At 26.4% G+C, this 17,120-nt stretch carries 14 protein-coding genes; 8 read left to right on the top strand and 6 right to left on the bottom strand.

All coding sequences use genetic code 11. The features are described from left to right. Positions 1-220 precede the first annotated feature (220 nt). The gene (locus KGF48_RS00850) at positions 221-895 is read left to right on the top strand and encodes an MgtC/SapB family protein (RefSeq protein ID WP_227432770.1); all 675 of its coding nucleotides are present in this window, start codon (positions 221-223) and stop codon (positions 893-895) included. 43 nt (positions 896-938) lie between these two features. On the opposite strand, the gene KGF48_RS00845 is transcribed toward KGF48_RS00850, so the two are convergent. After that, complete coding sequence (locus KGF48_RS00845; protein WP_227839560.1) at positions 939-1,625, bottom strand: hypothetical protein; 687 nt, start codon at positions 1,623-1,625, stop codon at positions 939-941. Between the two features lie 447 nt (positions 1,626-2,072). Further along, a complete protein-coding gene (locus tag KGF48_RS00840; RefSeq protein WP_227827291.1) occupies positions 2,073-2,882 on the bottom strand; it encodes a MerR family transcriptional regulator in 810 nt (269 codons plus the stop codon). 411 nt (positions 2,883-3,293) lie between these two features. Between KGF48_RS00840 and KGF48_RS00835 the strand changes: the two genes are divergently transcribed. The 3 genes from KGF48_RS00835 (at position 3,294) to KGF48_RS00825 (ending at position 9,413) form a co-directional block, all read left to right on the top strand. Continuing rightward, complete coding sequence (locus KGF48_RS00835; RefSeq protein ID WP_227867659.1) at positions 3,294-5,528, top strand: EAL domain-containing protein; 2,235 nt, start codon at positions 3,294-3,296, stop codon at positions 5,526-5,528. Positions 5,529-5,967: 439 nt separating this feature from the next. Next, positions 5,968-7,701, top strand: coding sequence for a sensor domain-containing diguanylate cyclase (locus tag KGF48_RS00830; protein ID WP_227867658.1), 1,734 nt, complete (start codon positions 5,968-5,970; stop codon positions 7,699-7,701). 356 nt (positions 7,702-8,057) lie between these two features. Further along, positions 8,058-9,413, top strand: a complete 1,356-nt coding sequence (locus KGF48_RS00825; RefSeq protein WP_227839557.1) for an MATE family efflux transporter — start codon at positions 8,058-8,060, stop codon at positions 9,411-9,413. Between the two features lie 108 nt (positions 9,414-9,521). Here the strand turns inward: KGF48_RS00825 and KGF48_RS00820 are convergent, their stop codons facing one another. Both KGF48_RS00820 and KGF48_RS00815 read right to left on the bottom strand, forming a co-directional pair. Beyond that, the gene (locus KGF48_RS00820; RefSeq protein ID WP_227867657.1) at positions 9,522-10,172 is read right to left on the bottom strand and encodes a diphthine--ammonia ligase; all 651 of its coding nucleotides are present in this window, start codon (positions 10,170-10,172) and stop codon (positions 9,522-9,524) included. A gap of 90 nt (positions 10,173-10,262) precedes the next feature. After that, the gene (locus tag KGF48_RS00815) at positions 10,263-10,691 is read right to left on the bottom strand and encodes a DMT family transporter (RefSeq protein ID WP_227827286.1); all 429 of its coding nucleotides are present in this window, start codon (positions 10,689-10,691) and stop codon (positions 10,263-10,265) included. Between the two features lie 152 nt (positions 10,692-10,843). Here KGF48_RS00815 and KGF48_RS00810 point away from each other — a divergent pair, with 152 nt between their 5' ends. Both KGF48_RS00810 and KGF48_RS00805 read left to right on the top strand, forming a co-directional pair. Continuing rightward, complete coding sequence (locus KGF48_RS00810; RefSeq protein ID WP_227827285.1) at positions 10,844-11,392, top strand: DUF308 domain-containing protein; 549 nt, start codon at positions 10,844-10,846, stop codon at positions 11,390-11,392. 118 nt (positions 11,393-11,510) lie between these two features. Further along, a complete protein-coding gene (locus tag KGF48_RS00805; RefSeq protein ID WP_227827284.1) occupies positions 11,511-12,452 on the top strand; it encodes a TIGR01212 family radical SAM protein in 942 nt (313 codons plus the stop codon). Between the two features lie 188 nt (positions 12,453-12,640). Here KGF48_RS00805 and KGF48_RS00800 read toward each other — a convergent pair whose 3' ends face one another. Then, positions 12,641-13,585, bottom strand: a complete 945-nt coding sequence (locus KGF48_RS00800) for a DMT family transporter (RefSeq protein ID WP_227841936.1) — start codon at positions 13,583-13,585, stop codon at positions 12,641-12,643. Positions 13,586-13,910: 325 nt separating this feature from the next. Here KGF48_RS00800 and KGF48_RS00795 point away from each other — a divergent pair, with 325 nt between their 5' ends. Both KGF48_RS00795 and KGF48_RS00790 read left to right on the top strand, forming a co-directional pair. Continuing rightward, positions 13,911-15,332, top strand: a complete 1,422-nt coding sequence (locus KGF48_RS00795) for a sigma 54-interacting transcriptional regulator (protein ID WP_227841937.1) — start codon at positions 13,911-13,913, stop codon at positions 15,330-15,332. Positions 15,333-15,531: 199 nt separating this feature from the next. Further along, positions 15,532-16,116, top strand: a complete 585-nt coding sequence (locus KGF48_RS00790; protein WP_227827281.1) for a zinc dependent phospholipase C family protein — start codon at positions 15,532-15,534, stop codon at positions 16,114-16,116. 193 nt (positions 16,117-16,309) lie between these two features. Here KGF48_RS00790 and KGF48_RS00785 read toward each other — a convergent pair whose 3' ends face one another. Continuing rightward, entirely contained in the window at positions 16,310-17,089 is a 780-nt protein-coding gene (locus KGF48_RS00785) for an HAD family hydrolase (RefSeq protein ID WP_227839553.1), read from the bottom strand. Positions 17,090-17,120 lie beyond the last annotated feature (31 nt).

The raw sequence follows: 17,120 nt of genomic DNA, 5'->3' as shown, positions 1-17,120 counted from the left end.
AAATATTTACCATTATAAAGAGTAATCTTAATTAATTTAAGTTTGCTCTTTAATTATATAATCTTATATATCCCTTATACCATTTTTATATACATAAAATACTTTTTCATATTTTAGATTTAGATGCAACAATCATATAATTTTCAAATGTTACTATATCCACATAAAAAATGTAGTGTTATAGTATATATAATATTACATAAAAGGGGGTGCTAGATAGATGAATAATCATATACTTATTCAATTTGAATATATAGCAAGAATCATTATTGCTGGTTTATGTGGAGCTTTGATTGGATATGAAAGAAAGAATAGGCTAAAAGAAGCTGGAATCCGAACTCATTTTATAGTAGCACTAGGATCAGCACTTATAATCATTGTTTCCAAATATGGATTTGATGATGTAGTAGGTACTCCAGGTATTGGTTTAGACCCTGCCCGTGTTGCAGCACAGGTTGTCAGTGGAATAGGTTTTTTAGGAGCAGGATTAATATTTATCAGAAATCAATCAGTAAGCGGACTTACTACAGCTGCTGGTATATGGGCGACAGCAGGTACAGGACTTGCAATTGGTTGTGGATTATACTTACTTGGTATTGTTTCAAGCATTATTATCGTTATCACTCAAATACTACTTCATAGAGATAGGAAATGGATGAAACTCCCTACAGCAGAACAGGTTTCTCTTAAAATTTCTAACAGCACGGATTCAATCTCATATATTGAAGAAAAATTTAAACAGTCTAAAATTGAAATTATAAATATGAATATTAAACGCATTGATGGAGATTGGCTAGAAGTAATTATCTATACTAAATTACCTAAAGGATATAAAAAGACGAATCTGTTAAAGTTGTTTAGTGATAATCCTCTTATAGAATCTTTAGAGATATAATATAAGAAATAGACTAGCTAAACACTAGTCTATTTCTTTGTTACTAATAACATGTTTTACAAGCTACATATCCATTTGCTTCTGCTTCTTCTCTACTCATTGAAATTGCACCTTCCATATTATGTGCAGTAGGAGAAGAATGATATTTATTTGATTTAGATTTTCCTCCATTTGCATATACAGTTTCAGATGTTTTTTGGTTGGTTGGATTTGATTCTTCAGTCTTAGGATTTGGAGCTTGAGCGTTTTCTGTTGACTTGTCAGCATTTTCTTTAGCAAGTTTTTCTGCTTTTTCCTTTTCTTCCTTTTTATTCTGAGCTAACTCTAAATCCTCTTGTTTTTTCTTTTCTTCTAACTCTTTTTTCTTTTGTTGCTCTAATTTATCTTTTTCTTCTTTTGCTTTTAATTCTTGTTTTTCTTTTACTTCATTGTCTTTTATATCCTGTTCTTCTTCTTTTCTTTTTATTTCTTGTTGCTCATTCAAATTAGGTTCTGTTGCTACTTTGAGCGTTGCTCCCCACCATACCCAATTGAACATTAAGAGTATAAATACCACAAATAAGCTTATAACAACTTTTAATGTTTTTACTAATTTATTACTATTTTTATTTATACTTTTTACTAAAAATAAAATAGAAAATAATAATAATGTTAATGGTAATAATAAAATTCCTATAATAACAATTAATATCTTTTGCCAACTTTTTAATACTTTAAACTTCTCAAACATAAATTCCCCTCCAAAACATTAAGTTAACTACTTTATCATCCATAACTATTAATCTAATAAGATTTATGTCTGATAAATGTTGATATTAATTTTTAATAATTCCTTAATTTTCATCCTATATCCCCCTCTTTATACATTACTAATTAAATTATATAGTAAACAAATAATAAATGTTGTCGAAAATCAAAATTATATATTCTTAACTGGATATAAATATAAAGATAATTATTACTAATTTTCAATCTAAGCACTATATACTTATACTTTAACTAATATAAAATATAATTAAGACTTACTCTTATGTCACACATAAAATGAAAAATGAAACAGTAAATATTTTAGAAGGTCTTAAAATATAATTTGCCACCGATTTTATAATACGGTGGCAAATTAGTGGTAAATTTACATTTTTTTATATTATTTATTGTCTAATCCATTAAAATTTAGCTATTTAGTTATAGGAACTTGAATTTCAGTTACAAATTCATCTACAATTCCAGTTTCATGTATATCTATTTTATATATCTCTATTGGTGCCGCATTTATTTTATAATTATTTTCTTCTATAAATCTAAATACTTTTTCCATATATATTTTATTATTGGAGTTACTTCCAGTATAATTTAATGTTACATAATATCCTTCATCAAAAACTATATTATATATCTCCTCATTATCTTCCAAAAAACAAAATACCGACTTAAACTCATTAAAGATACCATTATTGATTGCTTCAATAGAAAAAGCAGAACCAATATTATTATTTCCAAGTATATTAAATCTGTCTTCATATTCTTTTTGAAGCTTTTGAATTAAGAAATCAAAATCTTCATCTCTTTCTATATCAGCATTTAATTCTAAGGCTTTCCTTTTTTCTATATATACAACTTCTATCTCGTCTATTTTAGTATTTTGAATCACACTTTCAATTGAACTTAATCTTGTTATGATATTTTCCTTGTGACTTACAAGCTCAAGCATCTTTTTGTCAATTAAATCAAGTTCTTCATTTAATATAGTTTTTGTAGATTCTATACTTCTATCATCTAAATATTCTTTTATCTTTTTCATTGGAAAATTCAAACTTCTAAATTCTTTTATCAAATTCAATTTCCATATATCAGATATATTATACATTCTATATCCATTAGTATCTCTAAATGGTTTTAGAATTCCTATTTCTTCATAGTACATTAAAGAATCTCTACCTATACCATATATTTTAGATATTTCTCCTATTTTATAATAATCTTTCATTTATATAATAAAGTCCTCCATAATTATATTTTTTCTTAAAAATAAATAACTCGTCTATTTTCCTAAGTCTATTTTAGAATATACTAAAAAATTTTCTAAAACAAGGTTTCAAAAATAAATTGTATTTAGTTAACTATCTAAATATATCTATACTTTGTTCATTATTCTATTATAATATTGATTATGACATTTCTGACTTTAAGCTTTTTAAAAGATATATTTGACTTTATATTTACACCTATGCCATTATATTTTTATACACTATTTTTTATTTCCGAAATATCGCTTTATAAATTTAATGATATTAATATATTATTTCAGTATATTGTTCAAATATTAATTAACATTTAAATATTTTTAGTATAAACACAGTTATTATCAAAAAATCAAAGTATCTTATGGGGGAATACTATGCCAAATTATGATTATATAAAAATGTTAAATAAAAAAGTAGAACTATTGTCTAAAGATTTAGAGAAAAGAAATTGTAAATTAAAAATCTCAAACGAAATAGATTTTTTTACTAAAATACCAAATAGAAAATTTATATATCAATATATTGATAATTGTATTTCAAAAAATACTTCTATTGGAATTATGTTATTAAATATTGATAACTTTAAATTATTCAATGATATATATGGATACCTAGTTGGAGAAAATTTATTAATTAATCTTACTCAAAAACTATTGTATTATGTTCCAGAATCTAAAGGAATAGTTGGCCATTTAAAAGGAGAAGGATTTTTAATTGCTATCCCAAATGTATCGAAGGAAGAATTAGATGACATGGGAACATCTATTATAAAATGCGCTAGGGAATTAAAAATACAACTTCCTAATGAAAAAGAAATCTATTCTAATGTTACATTTAGCATTGGTAGTGCAATTTGGGATGGTAAATCAGATATAAGTACTTTAATACTTTTAAATCAAGTATATAGCGGTTTAAAAAAAGCTAAAAGTGAAGGTAAGAATAGATACATTTCATTTGATTTTAAGGATAATAATTTTTATAATAAATTAGAAAATGATAAAGAATTTTTATCAGAAATATCATACGCTTTATTGGATAAACAAATTGAGGTATTTTACCAACCACTTTATAATATAAAAAGTAATACTATAGTTGGATGTGAAGCACTTGCACGCTGGAGACATCCTCTTAAAGGGCTTCTCACTCCAGATAAATTTATACCTTTATTTGAACAATCTGGATTGATAATAGAATTAGATTTATATTTATTCGAACAGAACTGTAGAAATATAAGAAGATGGATTGATAGCAATGATGTGTTTGTTCCAATTTGTTGTAATTTTTCTCGTCTTCATTTTTTTAGCCCTAATTTTCCAAGCACTTTAAAAAGTATTGCTGAGAAATATAATGTAGCTACATCAAATTTTAGCATTGAAATTACAGAAAATATATTGATAGAAAATACAAATACAATTATTCAACAACTAAATGAATTACGTTCTTTTGGTTTTTCTGTATCAATGGATGATTTTGGCTCTGGATATTCATCTTTTGGTATGTTACAAAACCTTCCTTTTGATGTAATAAAAATTGATAAAATATTTTTATCTCATAACTTAAACGATTTTAAAAATACAACAATTTTGTATTCTATAATAAATATTTCAAGAGCTCTTGGTATACTTACAGTGTGTGAAGGTGTTGAAACAAAACAACAAGTAGAGTTTATCAAAAGCATAAACTGTGACATTGCTCAAGGTTTTTATTATGCAAAGCCTATGGAATGTAAGCAATTTGAAAAGTTACTATCTAAAAAAAATACTTCAGGCAAAATGTCTATTGAATATTCTGATATAGGAAAATCTTTAATAGAAAAAATCTTTGATGCATTTTTTATTATGCAAGATATGCAAAAACTAAGAGCAAATGTTATTGAAAATATTAAATGGTTTGACTTTTATAACAAAAAAGAACTTACATCTTTTCCTGAGGTAATAGAATACTTTGAAAAACATATCAAAGGTAAAAAATTTTCTATTCTTTATAAAAGTATAACTCCACATGATGTTAGTTCAGATTCATTACTAATTAGTGGAGAAGCTGTTTTATCTGATGAAACTACAGGTTGTCAAAATTATAGTAATTTCTATTTTAGTGCAAATTGTATTATTTCAGAAAATAAATTAATCTTAACAAAAATACATTTAGATTTAATTAAAACTGCTGGCTATATAAATGAATTTGAATCATATTCAATACCTAAAATGACAAATACTCATCTAGATGAAAGTAGTACTTTATCACAATTTTATTCAATGCTACCTGTAGGTATCATTCGCTATGATTTATTTGGTGATATGATTATTACATATATGAACGAAGAAATGTTTGATATTATAGGTTATACAAAAGAACAATTTTTTGGTGAAATGAGTGGCAACTTAAGAGCAATTGTTCATCCAGATGATTTAGACTTCGTTTATAAAAAAAGCTTAGAAATGATTGATACAAATAAGATTGAATCTTTTTTATACAGATTTATAAAGCGTAATGGTCAGATTGTTACAGTTATGTATAAACAATGTAATCTTTCTGCAATTGATGGAAGGTCTATTGCACAAGGTATGTATATAGATGTTGATAAAATAAAAAATTTAATAGATATTTAATTTAAAATGTCTCAACTATAAATAAATTATAAGTACCTTTATAGATTTATTAAATTAAAACTCCAGTTTATGTATAATTAATAACAAGCATTCTACTATATAATTAATCACAATCGTTCGACAAATTAATGATAAAATTCCCACTATGTGCTATAAGTTAATATATAATGCAATAAAATTAATTTAATTTTAGGGCACTAAGCTATTTAGAGTAACTACTTTTAATTTATTTGTGTTTTTATAATAAAATCATTTGATTCTATAAATCAGAGTTAACACAGATAAATTAAGTTTTTATATAAAAAACCTACTTTTACTTAAAATATTGCATAAAATTTTCTTATTTCATAAAAAGGTCATAGTTCAACAAAGTTTTCTAATTTAAAAGTATTAATGTATAATATAATTAATTTATATAATAGTAAGAAAGGAGAATATCATGAGCACACTCTCAAAAAAAGCACCAGAATTGGTAAGACATATTTTAATGAGTTTTTATGTAAATCGAGATATTAATGAGGTATTAAAATATATGTCAAAAGATATTACTTGGATTGGTCCAGGAGAACAAGAATTTCTCACTTCTTTTAATGAAATAAAAGACTATTTTTATGCTGGTCAAAACGAAGTTCCTTCTTGTGATATGAATAATGAAATATTTGAAGTTGTAAGTGAAGATAAATATAGATGTATCGTAGTAGGAAAATATACTATTCGTACTAAAGAAAATGACCAAATGATTTTAGAGGTATGTCAGCGTTGTACATTTGAAATAATTGAAAACAATGGACAATTATTGGTGAGACATATGCACATATCAAACCCATACAGTGAAATGCAAGTTGATGAATTCTTCCCTAATAAAATAGGAACACAAAGTTATGATTATTTGCAAAGATTACTAAAGGAAAAGACAGAAGTAATCGAAATGATTACCAATAATATCAATGGTGGATTAAAAGGAAGCAATGATGATGATACATATTCATTTTTCTATGTCAATGAGGGATTACCTAAAATATTAGGATATACATATGATGAGTTTATGGAAATGAGTGGTGGCTCTGCAGTAGGTGCTGTATACCCACCAGATTTACCTAAAGCACTAGAAGATTGTGAACGATGTTTTGCAAAAGGCTCTACCTATTCATCTGAATATAGAATACGTAAAAAAGATGGAACATTAATGTGGGTATTAGATTCTGGAATGAAATCATTAAATAGTGATGGTATTGTAAAAATCAATAGCATTATTACAGATATCACTCAACTAAAAAATATAGAATCTGAATTAAAGTTAGAGAGAGAACGATATCGTATTGCTTTACAAAATATTACAGATATTATGTTTGAATATGATATTGAAAATGATAATTTTGTAATATATCAACGAGTTGAAATAGACCGAAAAATTGAACTAGAAAATTTTGAAACAAGAAATTATTCCAACATATTAAAATATGGGCAAAGTATTCATCTTGATGATATTGGTAAATTATTAGAAGTACTTCGTGGAAACCTTCATGAAACAATTGAAATACGAAAGTTAGAATCATTAATTAGAGATGAGTGGAGATGGATTCGTGTTCAATGTTCAGTTATTTATGATGGTGATCATAATCCAATCAAAACAATTGGTGTTTTGAAAGATATAACTGAAGATAAATCTAAATTAGAAAAATTAATTGCTCAAACTCAACGAGATCCATTAACACAGCTTTATAATCAAAAAGCATCAGAAAATTTTATAGATGAGTATCTCATCAATACTGAACAAAAAAATAGTGAAGCTTTAATGGTTATTGACATTGATGACTTTAAAACTGTAAATGATACTTTTGGACATTTAGAAGGAAATGAAGTTTTAGTTGCTGTTTCAAAAATATTAATGCAAAATACAGATGATAAGGATATAGTTGCTCGTATCGGCGGAGATGAGTTTATGATATTTATGAAATCGCTATCAAATGATTCTGTAATAAAAAGCATTAATGATATTTTAACTGATGTAAGTAAAATAAAGGCAAAAAACAATCATCAAATAACATTGAGTATTGGCATTGCTTTTGCTACAGATTCAAGTAAATCATATAAAAGCTTATTTTCTAAAGCAGATGAAGCTTTGTACTTAGCTAAAGCAAGTGGTAAAAATTGTTACAGAATATGTGAATAATATATTTATTTAGTATATTCCATATTAATATAAACCTAACTATTTTTATTACAATATTACATTATAAACTATTCTATTATAATTATATTTTTTTATTATTTTTTTGAAAATGATAATATAATTATAATAATCTCAAATAACAAAAAGGGGTTATCTCAAAATGAAAATTTGAATCATCTCCTTTTACTTTTATAAAACCTTTGAAATTACTATTATTTAATAAAATTTATAATTATTTACTATTTGCTGTTGACATTGGTACTATACCATAGTTTATCATCTATATTAGTAATAAATAAAATTATTAATTAATAGTTTCATAATTTTTATAATAGCTTTACAAGGAGTGATAATAAATGGATACAAAAATATCTATAGACGAAAACATAAGTTTGGGCAAAAGGTTTTTTAAATACTTAGCTCCATCTGTAGTTGCAATGTGGGTTTTCTCATTGTATACAATGGTTGATGGAATATTTGTAAGTAAAGGAGTTGGAGAATTAGCCTTAGCTGCTGTTAATATATCTATGCCTTTTATTAATTTTATATTTGCAGTTTCTTTGTTATTTTCAACTGGTGCCTCTACTATAATTGCAATTTATCTGGGCAAAAAAGATATCAAATCTGCAAATGAAGTTTTTTCATTTAACTTAGTATCAATAATTATACTATCATTAATTATATTGGCAGTAACCTTTTTTAACTTAGATAGATTGGCACTATTTTTAGGTGCCACAGAATCTACAATCGGTATGGTTAAAGACTACCTAGGAATAATAATATTTTTTAATGGTTTCTTTATAGTTTCCTATTCTTTAGAAGTTATAATAAAAACTGATGGATTCCCAATATTGGCTACTGTTGGTGTTATAATATCAGCCCTTACAAACATCATACTAGATTATTTATTTGTAATAGAGTTTGGATGGGGCGTAAAGGGTGCTGGGATTGCGACTGGTTTGTCTCAAGTTTTTTCTACTGTTTTTTTCTTAATACACTTTTTGAGAAAAAACTCAACTTTGAATTTTTCTAAATTTAAGGTTAATTTTAAGACACTTAGAAAAATTCTATTTATAGGTTTCCCTGATTCAACTACTGAATTAAGTTGTGGTATAGTTGTTTTACTTTTTAACTTGAGCCTTACTAAATATATAGGAGAAAATGCTCTTATTTATTATAGTGTTATAAACTATATAAACACATTGGTTCTTATGACTATGATGGGTATAACTCAGGGTATGCAACCACTTACTAGTTTTTATTATGGTGCAGGCAACATCGATAATGTAAAGAAATTATTGAAGATGGGAGTAAAAGCTACAATAATAGCTTCAATAGCTGTATTTGCAATCTGTATGACTTTTTCAGAATCAATAGTTTCTCTGTTTATTCACCCAGAAGAGACTCTATTATTCAATGAAGGAGTTCGTGTATTTAAAATATTCTCCATATCATTCTTATTAGTTGGATTTAATGTAATAATTTCAGGATTCTTTGTTTCAGTAGAAAAACCATCAATTTCTACAGTTATATCTCTTGGTAGAGGACTTGTAATTGTCTCTCTAAGTTTAATTGTAATGATACTAATGTTTGGTGGTCAAGGAATATGGATGACTACTATTGTTTCTGAATTTATATGTCTTATTGCATCAATGATTTTCCTAAAAAAGAATTTTTCTACACTAGATTCTAGTCTAAAAAAAATAGCTTAAACAAAAGTAATAATAATATATAAAATAAAGAATACCTATTATACAATCTTGCAAATATCGATACTTTGCATACATTAAAATTGTATAATAGGTATTTTATTTATGTACTTATTTTATTTCTAAATAGCCATAACCATCTTTTATTACATTTCCTTTTACTTCATATTCTACAGGAGTTCTAAATACTGGTCCATCTACTACAAATGTATGATATTCTCCATGCTCTCCACATGGGTCTGACCCTGTTTCTTTTATCTTTTTCACAAGTTCTCTAGTTAATTTTTTTCCTAAAAATTCCTCTCCTAAATGCTTTAAGTTTACTTTTGTTATGACACTACAAAATCCACTATCTATAAATTCATATACCAATTCCTCTCTGCTTTCTTGCCACAATGGTAGTTCTACCTTCATACCAACTGCATCACATCTGTCAGAGTCCCATTTTTTGTGACTTTCTATATCTATATCTCCATATGCACATATTGTTGCTCCCATGTTTTTAGCTTTTATTAAAGCTCTCTCAAAACTCTCTTCATACCCTTCTACTCCACATTCAGAAACTAACAGAGGTAGTCCGATACTATCACTTACTTGTTTAAGCATCTTATGCTCTAAGTTATGAGTCCATGATTTTCCATGTTCTTCACTTATAGTTGTCAAGAGTGCCACAGGCTTATATCCTTTTTCCAACATTCTATTTAATGCTAATATACTATCTTTACCACCACTAAATGACATTACAAATTTTTCATCAGCCATTCCTAACACCTCTTTCTTTTAACTTTACTTGCTATCCTAATTATACCAAATTTTTAAGTTATATAGCAAATTATATGGTATTTTAAATCATTAGTTTACTATAAAGAATGTACCTAAAATTAAAAGTATAACCCCTATGTATTTGTATAAATGCATTGTTTCTTGTCCCAAAATCACGCTATCAATAAAAAAGCCGATTAGAACCTGAGACACAAGTGTTAATATAAGTGTATTTGATACCCCTAAGTTTGGAATTGCTTTTACTGTAAAATATATTATTAGCCCTCCAAATACTCCTCCTAACAATAACTTATAATTAAAATCATTTAAAGATACTAAACATTTTAAATCCCCAGCAACTATTATGCTTGCTAAAAAAAATATTGCTCCTACAGTCAAACTTATAAAGGTGGCAACCAATGCTGTTGTACTCTTACCTAGTTCTCCATTTATAAAAGCTTCAAGAGCAGTAGACCCACCTGCCAATAATGCAAATATTATTGCCCATAATTTTGTCATGGACAAACCTCCTCCTGTATAATTCTATTAATAAGAGTTTATGATACAACCTATTAATTAATTACTAAGTAGAGTTTTATTTTTATACTATGTGGCTTTATTTGAATATAAATTTCTGTTATAATTGTTCTATTGATTTTGGAGGTGATTTTATGTATACAAATTTTAATATCAATTTTGATAACTTTAATAAAAAAGAAAATGCTACTAAATTTATGATAATGGGAGTGTTACTTGTTATATTGGGATTCTTGTGCCTTACGTTTAAGACTCTAGGTATAAAATTAATCTCTTGGACTTTTGGGGTTGCACTTTTATTCTTTGCATATTTAAATCTTAAAAACATCAATGAGTTAAAAAGATATGCTACTAAAGAAGAGATTAAACCATCTACCAATGTTCAATGGATTCTAATAGTTACATGTATACTACTTTTTGTATTTCCTCAAAAAATACAAAGTATTTTCTCATTACTTTTGGGATTTTATTTAATTTTTAATCAGCTTGTAGTATTTGTAAATAGTAAAAATAATCCATATTCTAAGTTTACAACTTGGAATATAGTTAAAACTTTATTTGGTATATGCCTTATATTGTCACCACTATTTTTATCTAGATTTATAGTCTCAATAATGTCATTTTTCATAATATTATTTGGACTTGCTCTATTTTTTTCTGGAAACAAATCTAGAAAATATTAATTATTTTATTGCTTTATTTTGCCTTACTTAAAATAGAATTTGTTTAAGTCACCTATTTGTGGTAATATGTTTTTTGTACAAATTTAATGTACAATTTTATTAGAAATAGGTGATTACTTTGGATAAATTTAAATATGCTTTTGATAATAAAAGATATCATACTTGGAATTACTACCTTAGAAATACATTTGGAGAAAAAGTCTTTAAAGTATCAATAAATGCAGGATTTACTTGCCCAAATATTGACGGAAGTATTGGCTATGGTGGTTGTACTTATTGCAGTAAAGAAGGTTCAGGCGACTTTGCTGGAAATCCTAAGGATAATCTTATTAATCAATTTTATAATATAAGAGAAATGATGTTAAAAAAATGGCCTCATGCTAAATATATTGGCTATTTTCAAGCTTATACAAATACTTATGCACCTCTTGAGATTTTAAAAGAGAAATATGAAACTATACTATCTCTTGATGATGTTATAGGTCTTTCAATCTCAACAAGGCCTGACTGTTTGCCAGATGATGTAGTCGATTATCTATCTGAACTTAATGAAAGAACTAATCTATGGGTTGAACTTGGACTTCAGACAATTCATGATTCTACATCTAAAATTATAAATAGAGGACATGATTATAAAGCATTTGTTGAAGGTGTGGAAAAATTAAAGGCTAAAAATATAAAAGTAGTTGTACACATTATAAATGGTCTACCTGGTGAAGATTATAATATGATGATGGAAACTGCTAAGGCAGTCGGAAAAATGAATGTAGATGGTATAAAAATACATCTATTACATGTTATAAAAGATACTCCGATGGAGAAAATGCTTCAAAATGGGATGTTAACTCTTATGAGCCAAGATGAATACATTAATCTTGTTTGTGACCAACTAGAAATATTACCTGAAACTATGATAATTCATAGACTTACTGGTGACGGTAAAAGAGATGAACTTGTTGGACCTTTATGGAGTTTAAAAAAATGGGAGATTTTAAATCAAATTGATGATACATTAAAATCTCGAAAGTCCTATCAGGGATGTAAATTTATTCAAGATTAAATAATGATTAACATATTAAATAGTGATTAAAGATAACATAATAACTATAGATATATTTATAGAAAATATAAATCTATCTATAGTTATTTTATTCTATAGTTATTTTATTGTTCACAAATCAAATTTCATGTTAAAAATTACAATAAAAAATACCCCTATACAAATGTACAAGGGCAAAATATATAGTCTTAAATACTTTCTGTTTTTTCAGTTTGTTTTAATTTATTAGACTTATAAAACATTTTTATTCCATCATAAGAAAGATTAAGTGCTGTTACAGCTGATATCAACATTAGCATCACTCCAAACAGCTTTCCTATAGAAAAACTTTCTCCTAACATAGTGCATCCAATTATAACAGAACCAACTAATTCTACTGATGCTACAACACCTGCAACAGATAGCTCTACACCTTTAGATATGCCTGCTGCATAAAAAATATATGCAAGTGCTGCTGGAACAACTCCTAACATCAACATACAAGATAAAATATTTAAATCTTTAGCATAATTTAATATTTCCCATGGTCTAGCAGAAGGAATCATAAATATCGCTCCAAATAAAAAGCTGTAAACTAATATTGTTGAACTTGAAAATTCCTTTAAAGCATTCTTACTAATAGTTGGCATAAGTGCATACGCTATTGCAGATAATATTCCAAGTAACAAGCCCATAGTACTTAAGTTTTGAAAATTCAAACTTCCACCAGTTACTGCCATAATAGCACCAATAAAGCAAAAAATCAGCGAAAATATTTTACTTTTAGTAATACTCTCTTTATAAAAAAATTTTGAAAATACAGCTAAAAACAATGGCGATGTATACAATAAAACTGCTGATACAGATACACCTACAGTATCAATAGCTTTAAAGTAACATAAATTAAACATAGCTTGACATATAATTCCTATTATTACTGAATAAATAATTCCTTTTTTGTTTATTTTTAAAATATGTGGTGTTCTTATAGCTGAATAAACACCTAAAACTATAAATCCAAAAAATAATCTTGTAAATGCTACTTGTTCTGATGTCAGTCCATTTCCCATCAAAAACTTTCCAAACAACCCAAGTGTAGCCCATAAGATTCCTGCTGTTGCTATAAATACATACCCTTTACTTTTTTCTCCCATCTTAAATACCCCTCTACTATTATTTAGTCAATACACATCATTTTTATCAAGCAAAAAACATGCCAATTTTATTTTATTTATATCGACACTAAAAACTTAGAATTTGCAACAATATTACTAGTTTTTCAACTTTTCTATAGTAATTTCAAGTATATTTTAAGTTGATTTAGACTCGTTTTAACTGTAAAATAAGTTATATATAACTTATTTAAAGTTAAAATAGACTGAAATTTATGTATTATATAAAGATTATACTTTTAATTATATTTAATAAATTAAACCTATTTTAATATATCAGTAAAAGTTTAGGGGGTAAATAGGGAAAATGGATTTAGATTTAGAGTTTTATAAAAAAATATTAGAGGCTTCTCATGATGAAATATGTGCATCTGATGATAAAGGTATAATAATATATTGTAATAAGGCATTTGAAGAAAATTATGGTCTAAAAAAAGAAGATATTTTAGGAAAAAATGTTTCTTTCTTAGAAGAATCTGGATATTCAACAAAAAGCCCCATACCAGTGGTATTGAGAACAAAGTCTAAATTTTCACTTGAACAGGATACTCAAACAGGAAAAAAACTTATTATAACTGCAAGCCCTGTATTTGATGAAAATGGCGAGCTAGAATTCACTGTTGAAAATTGTAGAGATATAACCGAGCTTAATAATATAAAAAATAAACTTGAAGACACAAAAAAACAAGTAAAAAGATACAAATCTGAGGTGGAAACACTATATAGAACAGCTCTTAGGATTGAAGATACAGTAATTATGGATGGTGTAGTTATGAGACCTATTATGAATACAGTTAACCATGTTTCTAAAACTGATGTAAGCGTACTATTATTAGGAGAATCTGGAACAGGAAAGAGTTCACTTGCTAGATATATACATCACAACAGCAACAGGGCAAGTGGTTCATTTATAACTATAAACTGTGCAACCATATCTCCACAACTACTTGAATCTGAACTTTTTGGATATACTTCAGGTGCTTTTACAGGTGCAAGTACCAAAGGTAAAGTTGGTCTTGTGGAATTGGCTAATGGAGGAACTCTTTTTTTAGATGAAATAGGTGATATACCACAAAATCTACAGGCAAAATTTTTACAATTGATACAAGATAGGACTTTTACTCCTGTTGGAAGTTTAAAAAATAAAAAAGTTGACATAAGAATTATATCTGCTACAAATGCTGACTTAATTTCTAAAGTAAAAGAAAAAAAATTTAGAGAAGATTTATATTATAGATTAAATGTTATAGAAATAAAACTCCCTCCACTTAGAGAAAGAAAAGATAATTTAGTAGAGATTATAAAATATTATTTTAATAGATATTCAAGTGACTTTAATCTAAACAAGACAATTTCAAAAGAAGCTATAAGTATTATTGCAAACTACAGATTTCCAGGTAATATAAGAGAGTTACAGAATATAATTCAAAAAATCTTACTTACTTGTAGAGATAATCATATAACAACAGACGATTTACCAAGTATACTCACTAAAAATGTAAACACTGTCAATAGTGGAAATAATTCTCCAACATATACAACTGATGTAGATAATTCTCTACCTATTGATTATAAAAACAAAAACTTTAACACTTTAATTATGGAGTATGAAAAAAATGTAATTTTGGATGCTTATGAAAAATTGGGCAGTTCTTATAAAGTAGCTAGACTCCTTGAAATTTCTCAATCTAAAGCTAATAGACTAATTAGAAAGTATACTAATACTTAATTTTAAATTTGATAAATAAAAACTTAACATTATTTACATATTGTAAATTTCGCCAATTACTGGTATTATGAATATGGTTGAAATTATTTAAATAAATGTGATTGACTTAATTTCATATATTTACCATTAAACTTTTATCATAAATATCATATCATAATAATATATTTAATAAGTCTAATAAACTATACGAGGTGTAAATATGTTAATGAATACCCATTTTATTATGGCAAAATCGATACTTAATAATATAGATGAAAATAAAACATTCTTTATAAGCGAAAAAAATTTTATATATGGCAATATAAAACCAGATGCTTTTTCTAAATACAAATTAAAAAAACATTACATGGATGAATCATTTAATATGGTTGCTTCTAAAATAAAATATCTGTGCAGTCTTACTATAGACAGCGTTTCTAAATATTTTTCAGTAAGTAGACTTAGTCAAGAACTTGGTGTTATCTGCCACTTTTTATGCGATTTTTTCTGCTTAGCTCATAGTGAGCGCTGGGAATTTAAGCATAGTTTGAACAAACATGTCACTTATGAAAGAGAACTTGGAGCATTTGCAAAGGATGTTGATTTATCTAAAATTAAAGGTAGTACTATAAATAACGGATTTGAAAAATTTTTTGTTAAACTTTACAATGAATACAAAAATAAAAGCGACTATATGAATGATTTAAAATTTTCAGCATATACTTGCAATAGTGTTATAAATTATATATTAGATTCTATTTTAGCTAATACAATAAAATCATACCATATAGCAAATTGTGGTTAACTTAAGAATTTTAAACTGACAATTAATACAATCAAAATGACTGCTCTACAGAATATAAAATCTAGTTTTATAATTCTCTTGAACAGTCATTTTTTTATACTGAATAGGTAATACCTTATAAAATTGATTACTTAGTAAATCAACATACAAAAATAACTTACTAGTTTTTTATTACTTAACATCAATCTTATATCTAATTATTTATTTTTATTATAGCATCTATAGCACTTTTTACACTATCTACTACATAATTTGCACTTTGTTTTACTTCTTCTCTTGCCTTTGACATTACAAAACTGTATTTAAAGCCTTCTAACATACAAATATCATTTGGAGAATCTCCAATAGTAGCAACTTCATCTGGACTTACATTCAGAGTTTTTATTACATGTTCTATACTACCTCTTTTTGATACACTTTTAGGAACTATGTTTAAAGTATAAGTACTAGAAAAATATATTTCCAACACTTCGCTAAACTCACTTTTTAAATATAACTCTATTCTAGACAACTCTTCTAAATTTTCAGAGCATATACCAATATTACCTATAAGATTATCAAAACTATCTCTTTTCTCAAAATCAGGGTCCACTATAAAATCACTAGAATAATGTCTAAAAGCTGTCGTATCACTATCTACAATTACATCTCCTTTATATTTAAAATACAATTGTGCATCAGTTGATTCAAATCTATCAATAACTTTTTTTACTAATTTATCATCTATAGTTTGCTTAAAAATCACATTATAATCTTTATCGTGTATAAATGCGCCATTTTCACATATATAATAGCCATTCATATCTAAGCTCCCTTCAATAATATCACGAGCTTGCTTAAAAACCCTACCTGTAGCAACATTAAACTGTACTCCGCTTTTTTCTATTTCCTCAATTGCTGTTATGTCCTCTTTTGTTATAGCTCCATTTTCATATAAAGTTCCATCTAAATCACAAAATATATGTTTTATCATAAATTAAAAGCCTCCAAAAATGATTTTATAT

The organism is Clostridioides sp. ZZV15-6388 (genome assembly GCF_020657755.1).
Taxonomy (GTDB): domain Bacteria; phylum Bacillota; class Clostridia; order Peptostreptococcales; family Peptostreptococcaceae; genus Clostridioides.
Note: the sequence above shows the minus strand (reverse complement) of the source record. Positions and strands in the feature narration are given on the sequence as shown.

Bases quoted from the DNA above. Each gene is read 5' to 3' on its own strand.
- KGF48_RS00785 (WP_227839553.1), bottom strand. From the start codon at position 17,089: ATGATAAAACATATATTTTGTGATTTAGATGGAACTTTATATGAAAAT.
- KGF48_RS00815 (WP_227827286.1), bottom strand. From the start codon at position 10,691: ATGACAAAATTATGGGCAATAATATTTGCATTATTGGCAGGTGGGTCT.
- KGF48_RS00850 (WP_227432770.1), top strand. From the start codon at position 221: ATGAATAATCATATACTTATTCAATTTGAATATATAGCAAGAATCATT.
- KGF48_RS00835 (WP_227867659.1), top strand. From the start codon at position 3,294: ATGCCAAATTATGATTATATAAAAATGTTAAATAAAAAAGTAGAACTA.
- KGF48_RS00800 (WP_227841936.1), bottom strand. From the start codon at position 13,585: ATGGGAGAAAAAAGTAAAGGGTATGTATTTATAGCAACAGCAGGAATC.
- KGF48_RS00810 (WP_227827285.1), top strand. From the start codon at position 10,844: ATGTATACAAATTTTAATATCAATTTTGATAACTTTAATAAAAAAGAA.
- KGF48_RS00820 (WP_227867657.1), bottom strand. From the start codon at position 10,172: ATGGCTGATGAAAAATTTGTAATGTCATTTAGTGGTGGTAAAGATAGT.
- KGF48_RS00845 (WP_227839560.1), bottom strand. From the start codon at position 1,625: ATGTTTGAGAAGTTTAAAGTATTAAAAAGTTGGCAAAAGATATTAATT.
- KGF48_RS00830 (WP_227867658.1), top strand. From the start codon at position 5,968: ATGAGCACACTCTCAAAAAAAGCACCAGAATTGGTAAGACATATTTTA.
- KGF48_RS00790 (WP_227827281.1), top strand. From the start codon at position 15,532: ATGTTAATGAATACCCATTTTATTATGGCAAAATCGATACTTAATAAT.
- KGF48_RS00840 (WP_227827291.1), bottom strand. From the start codon at position 2,882: ATGAAAGATTATTATAAAATAGGAGAAATATCTAAAATATATGGTATA.
- KGF48_RS00825 (WP_227839557.1), top strand. From the start codon at position 8,058: ATGGATACAAAAATATCTATAGACGAAAACATAAGTTTGGGCAAAAGG.
- KGF48_RS00795 (WP_227841937.1), top strand. From the start codon at position 13,911: ATGGATTTAGATTTAGAGTTTTATAAAAAAATATTAGAGGCTTCTCAT.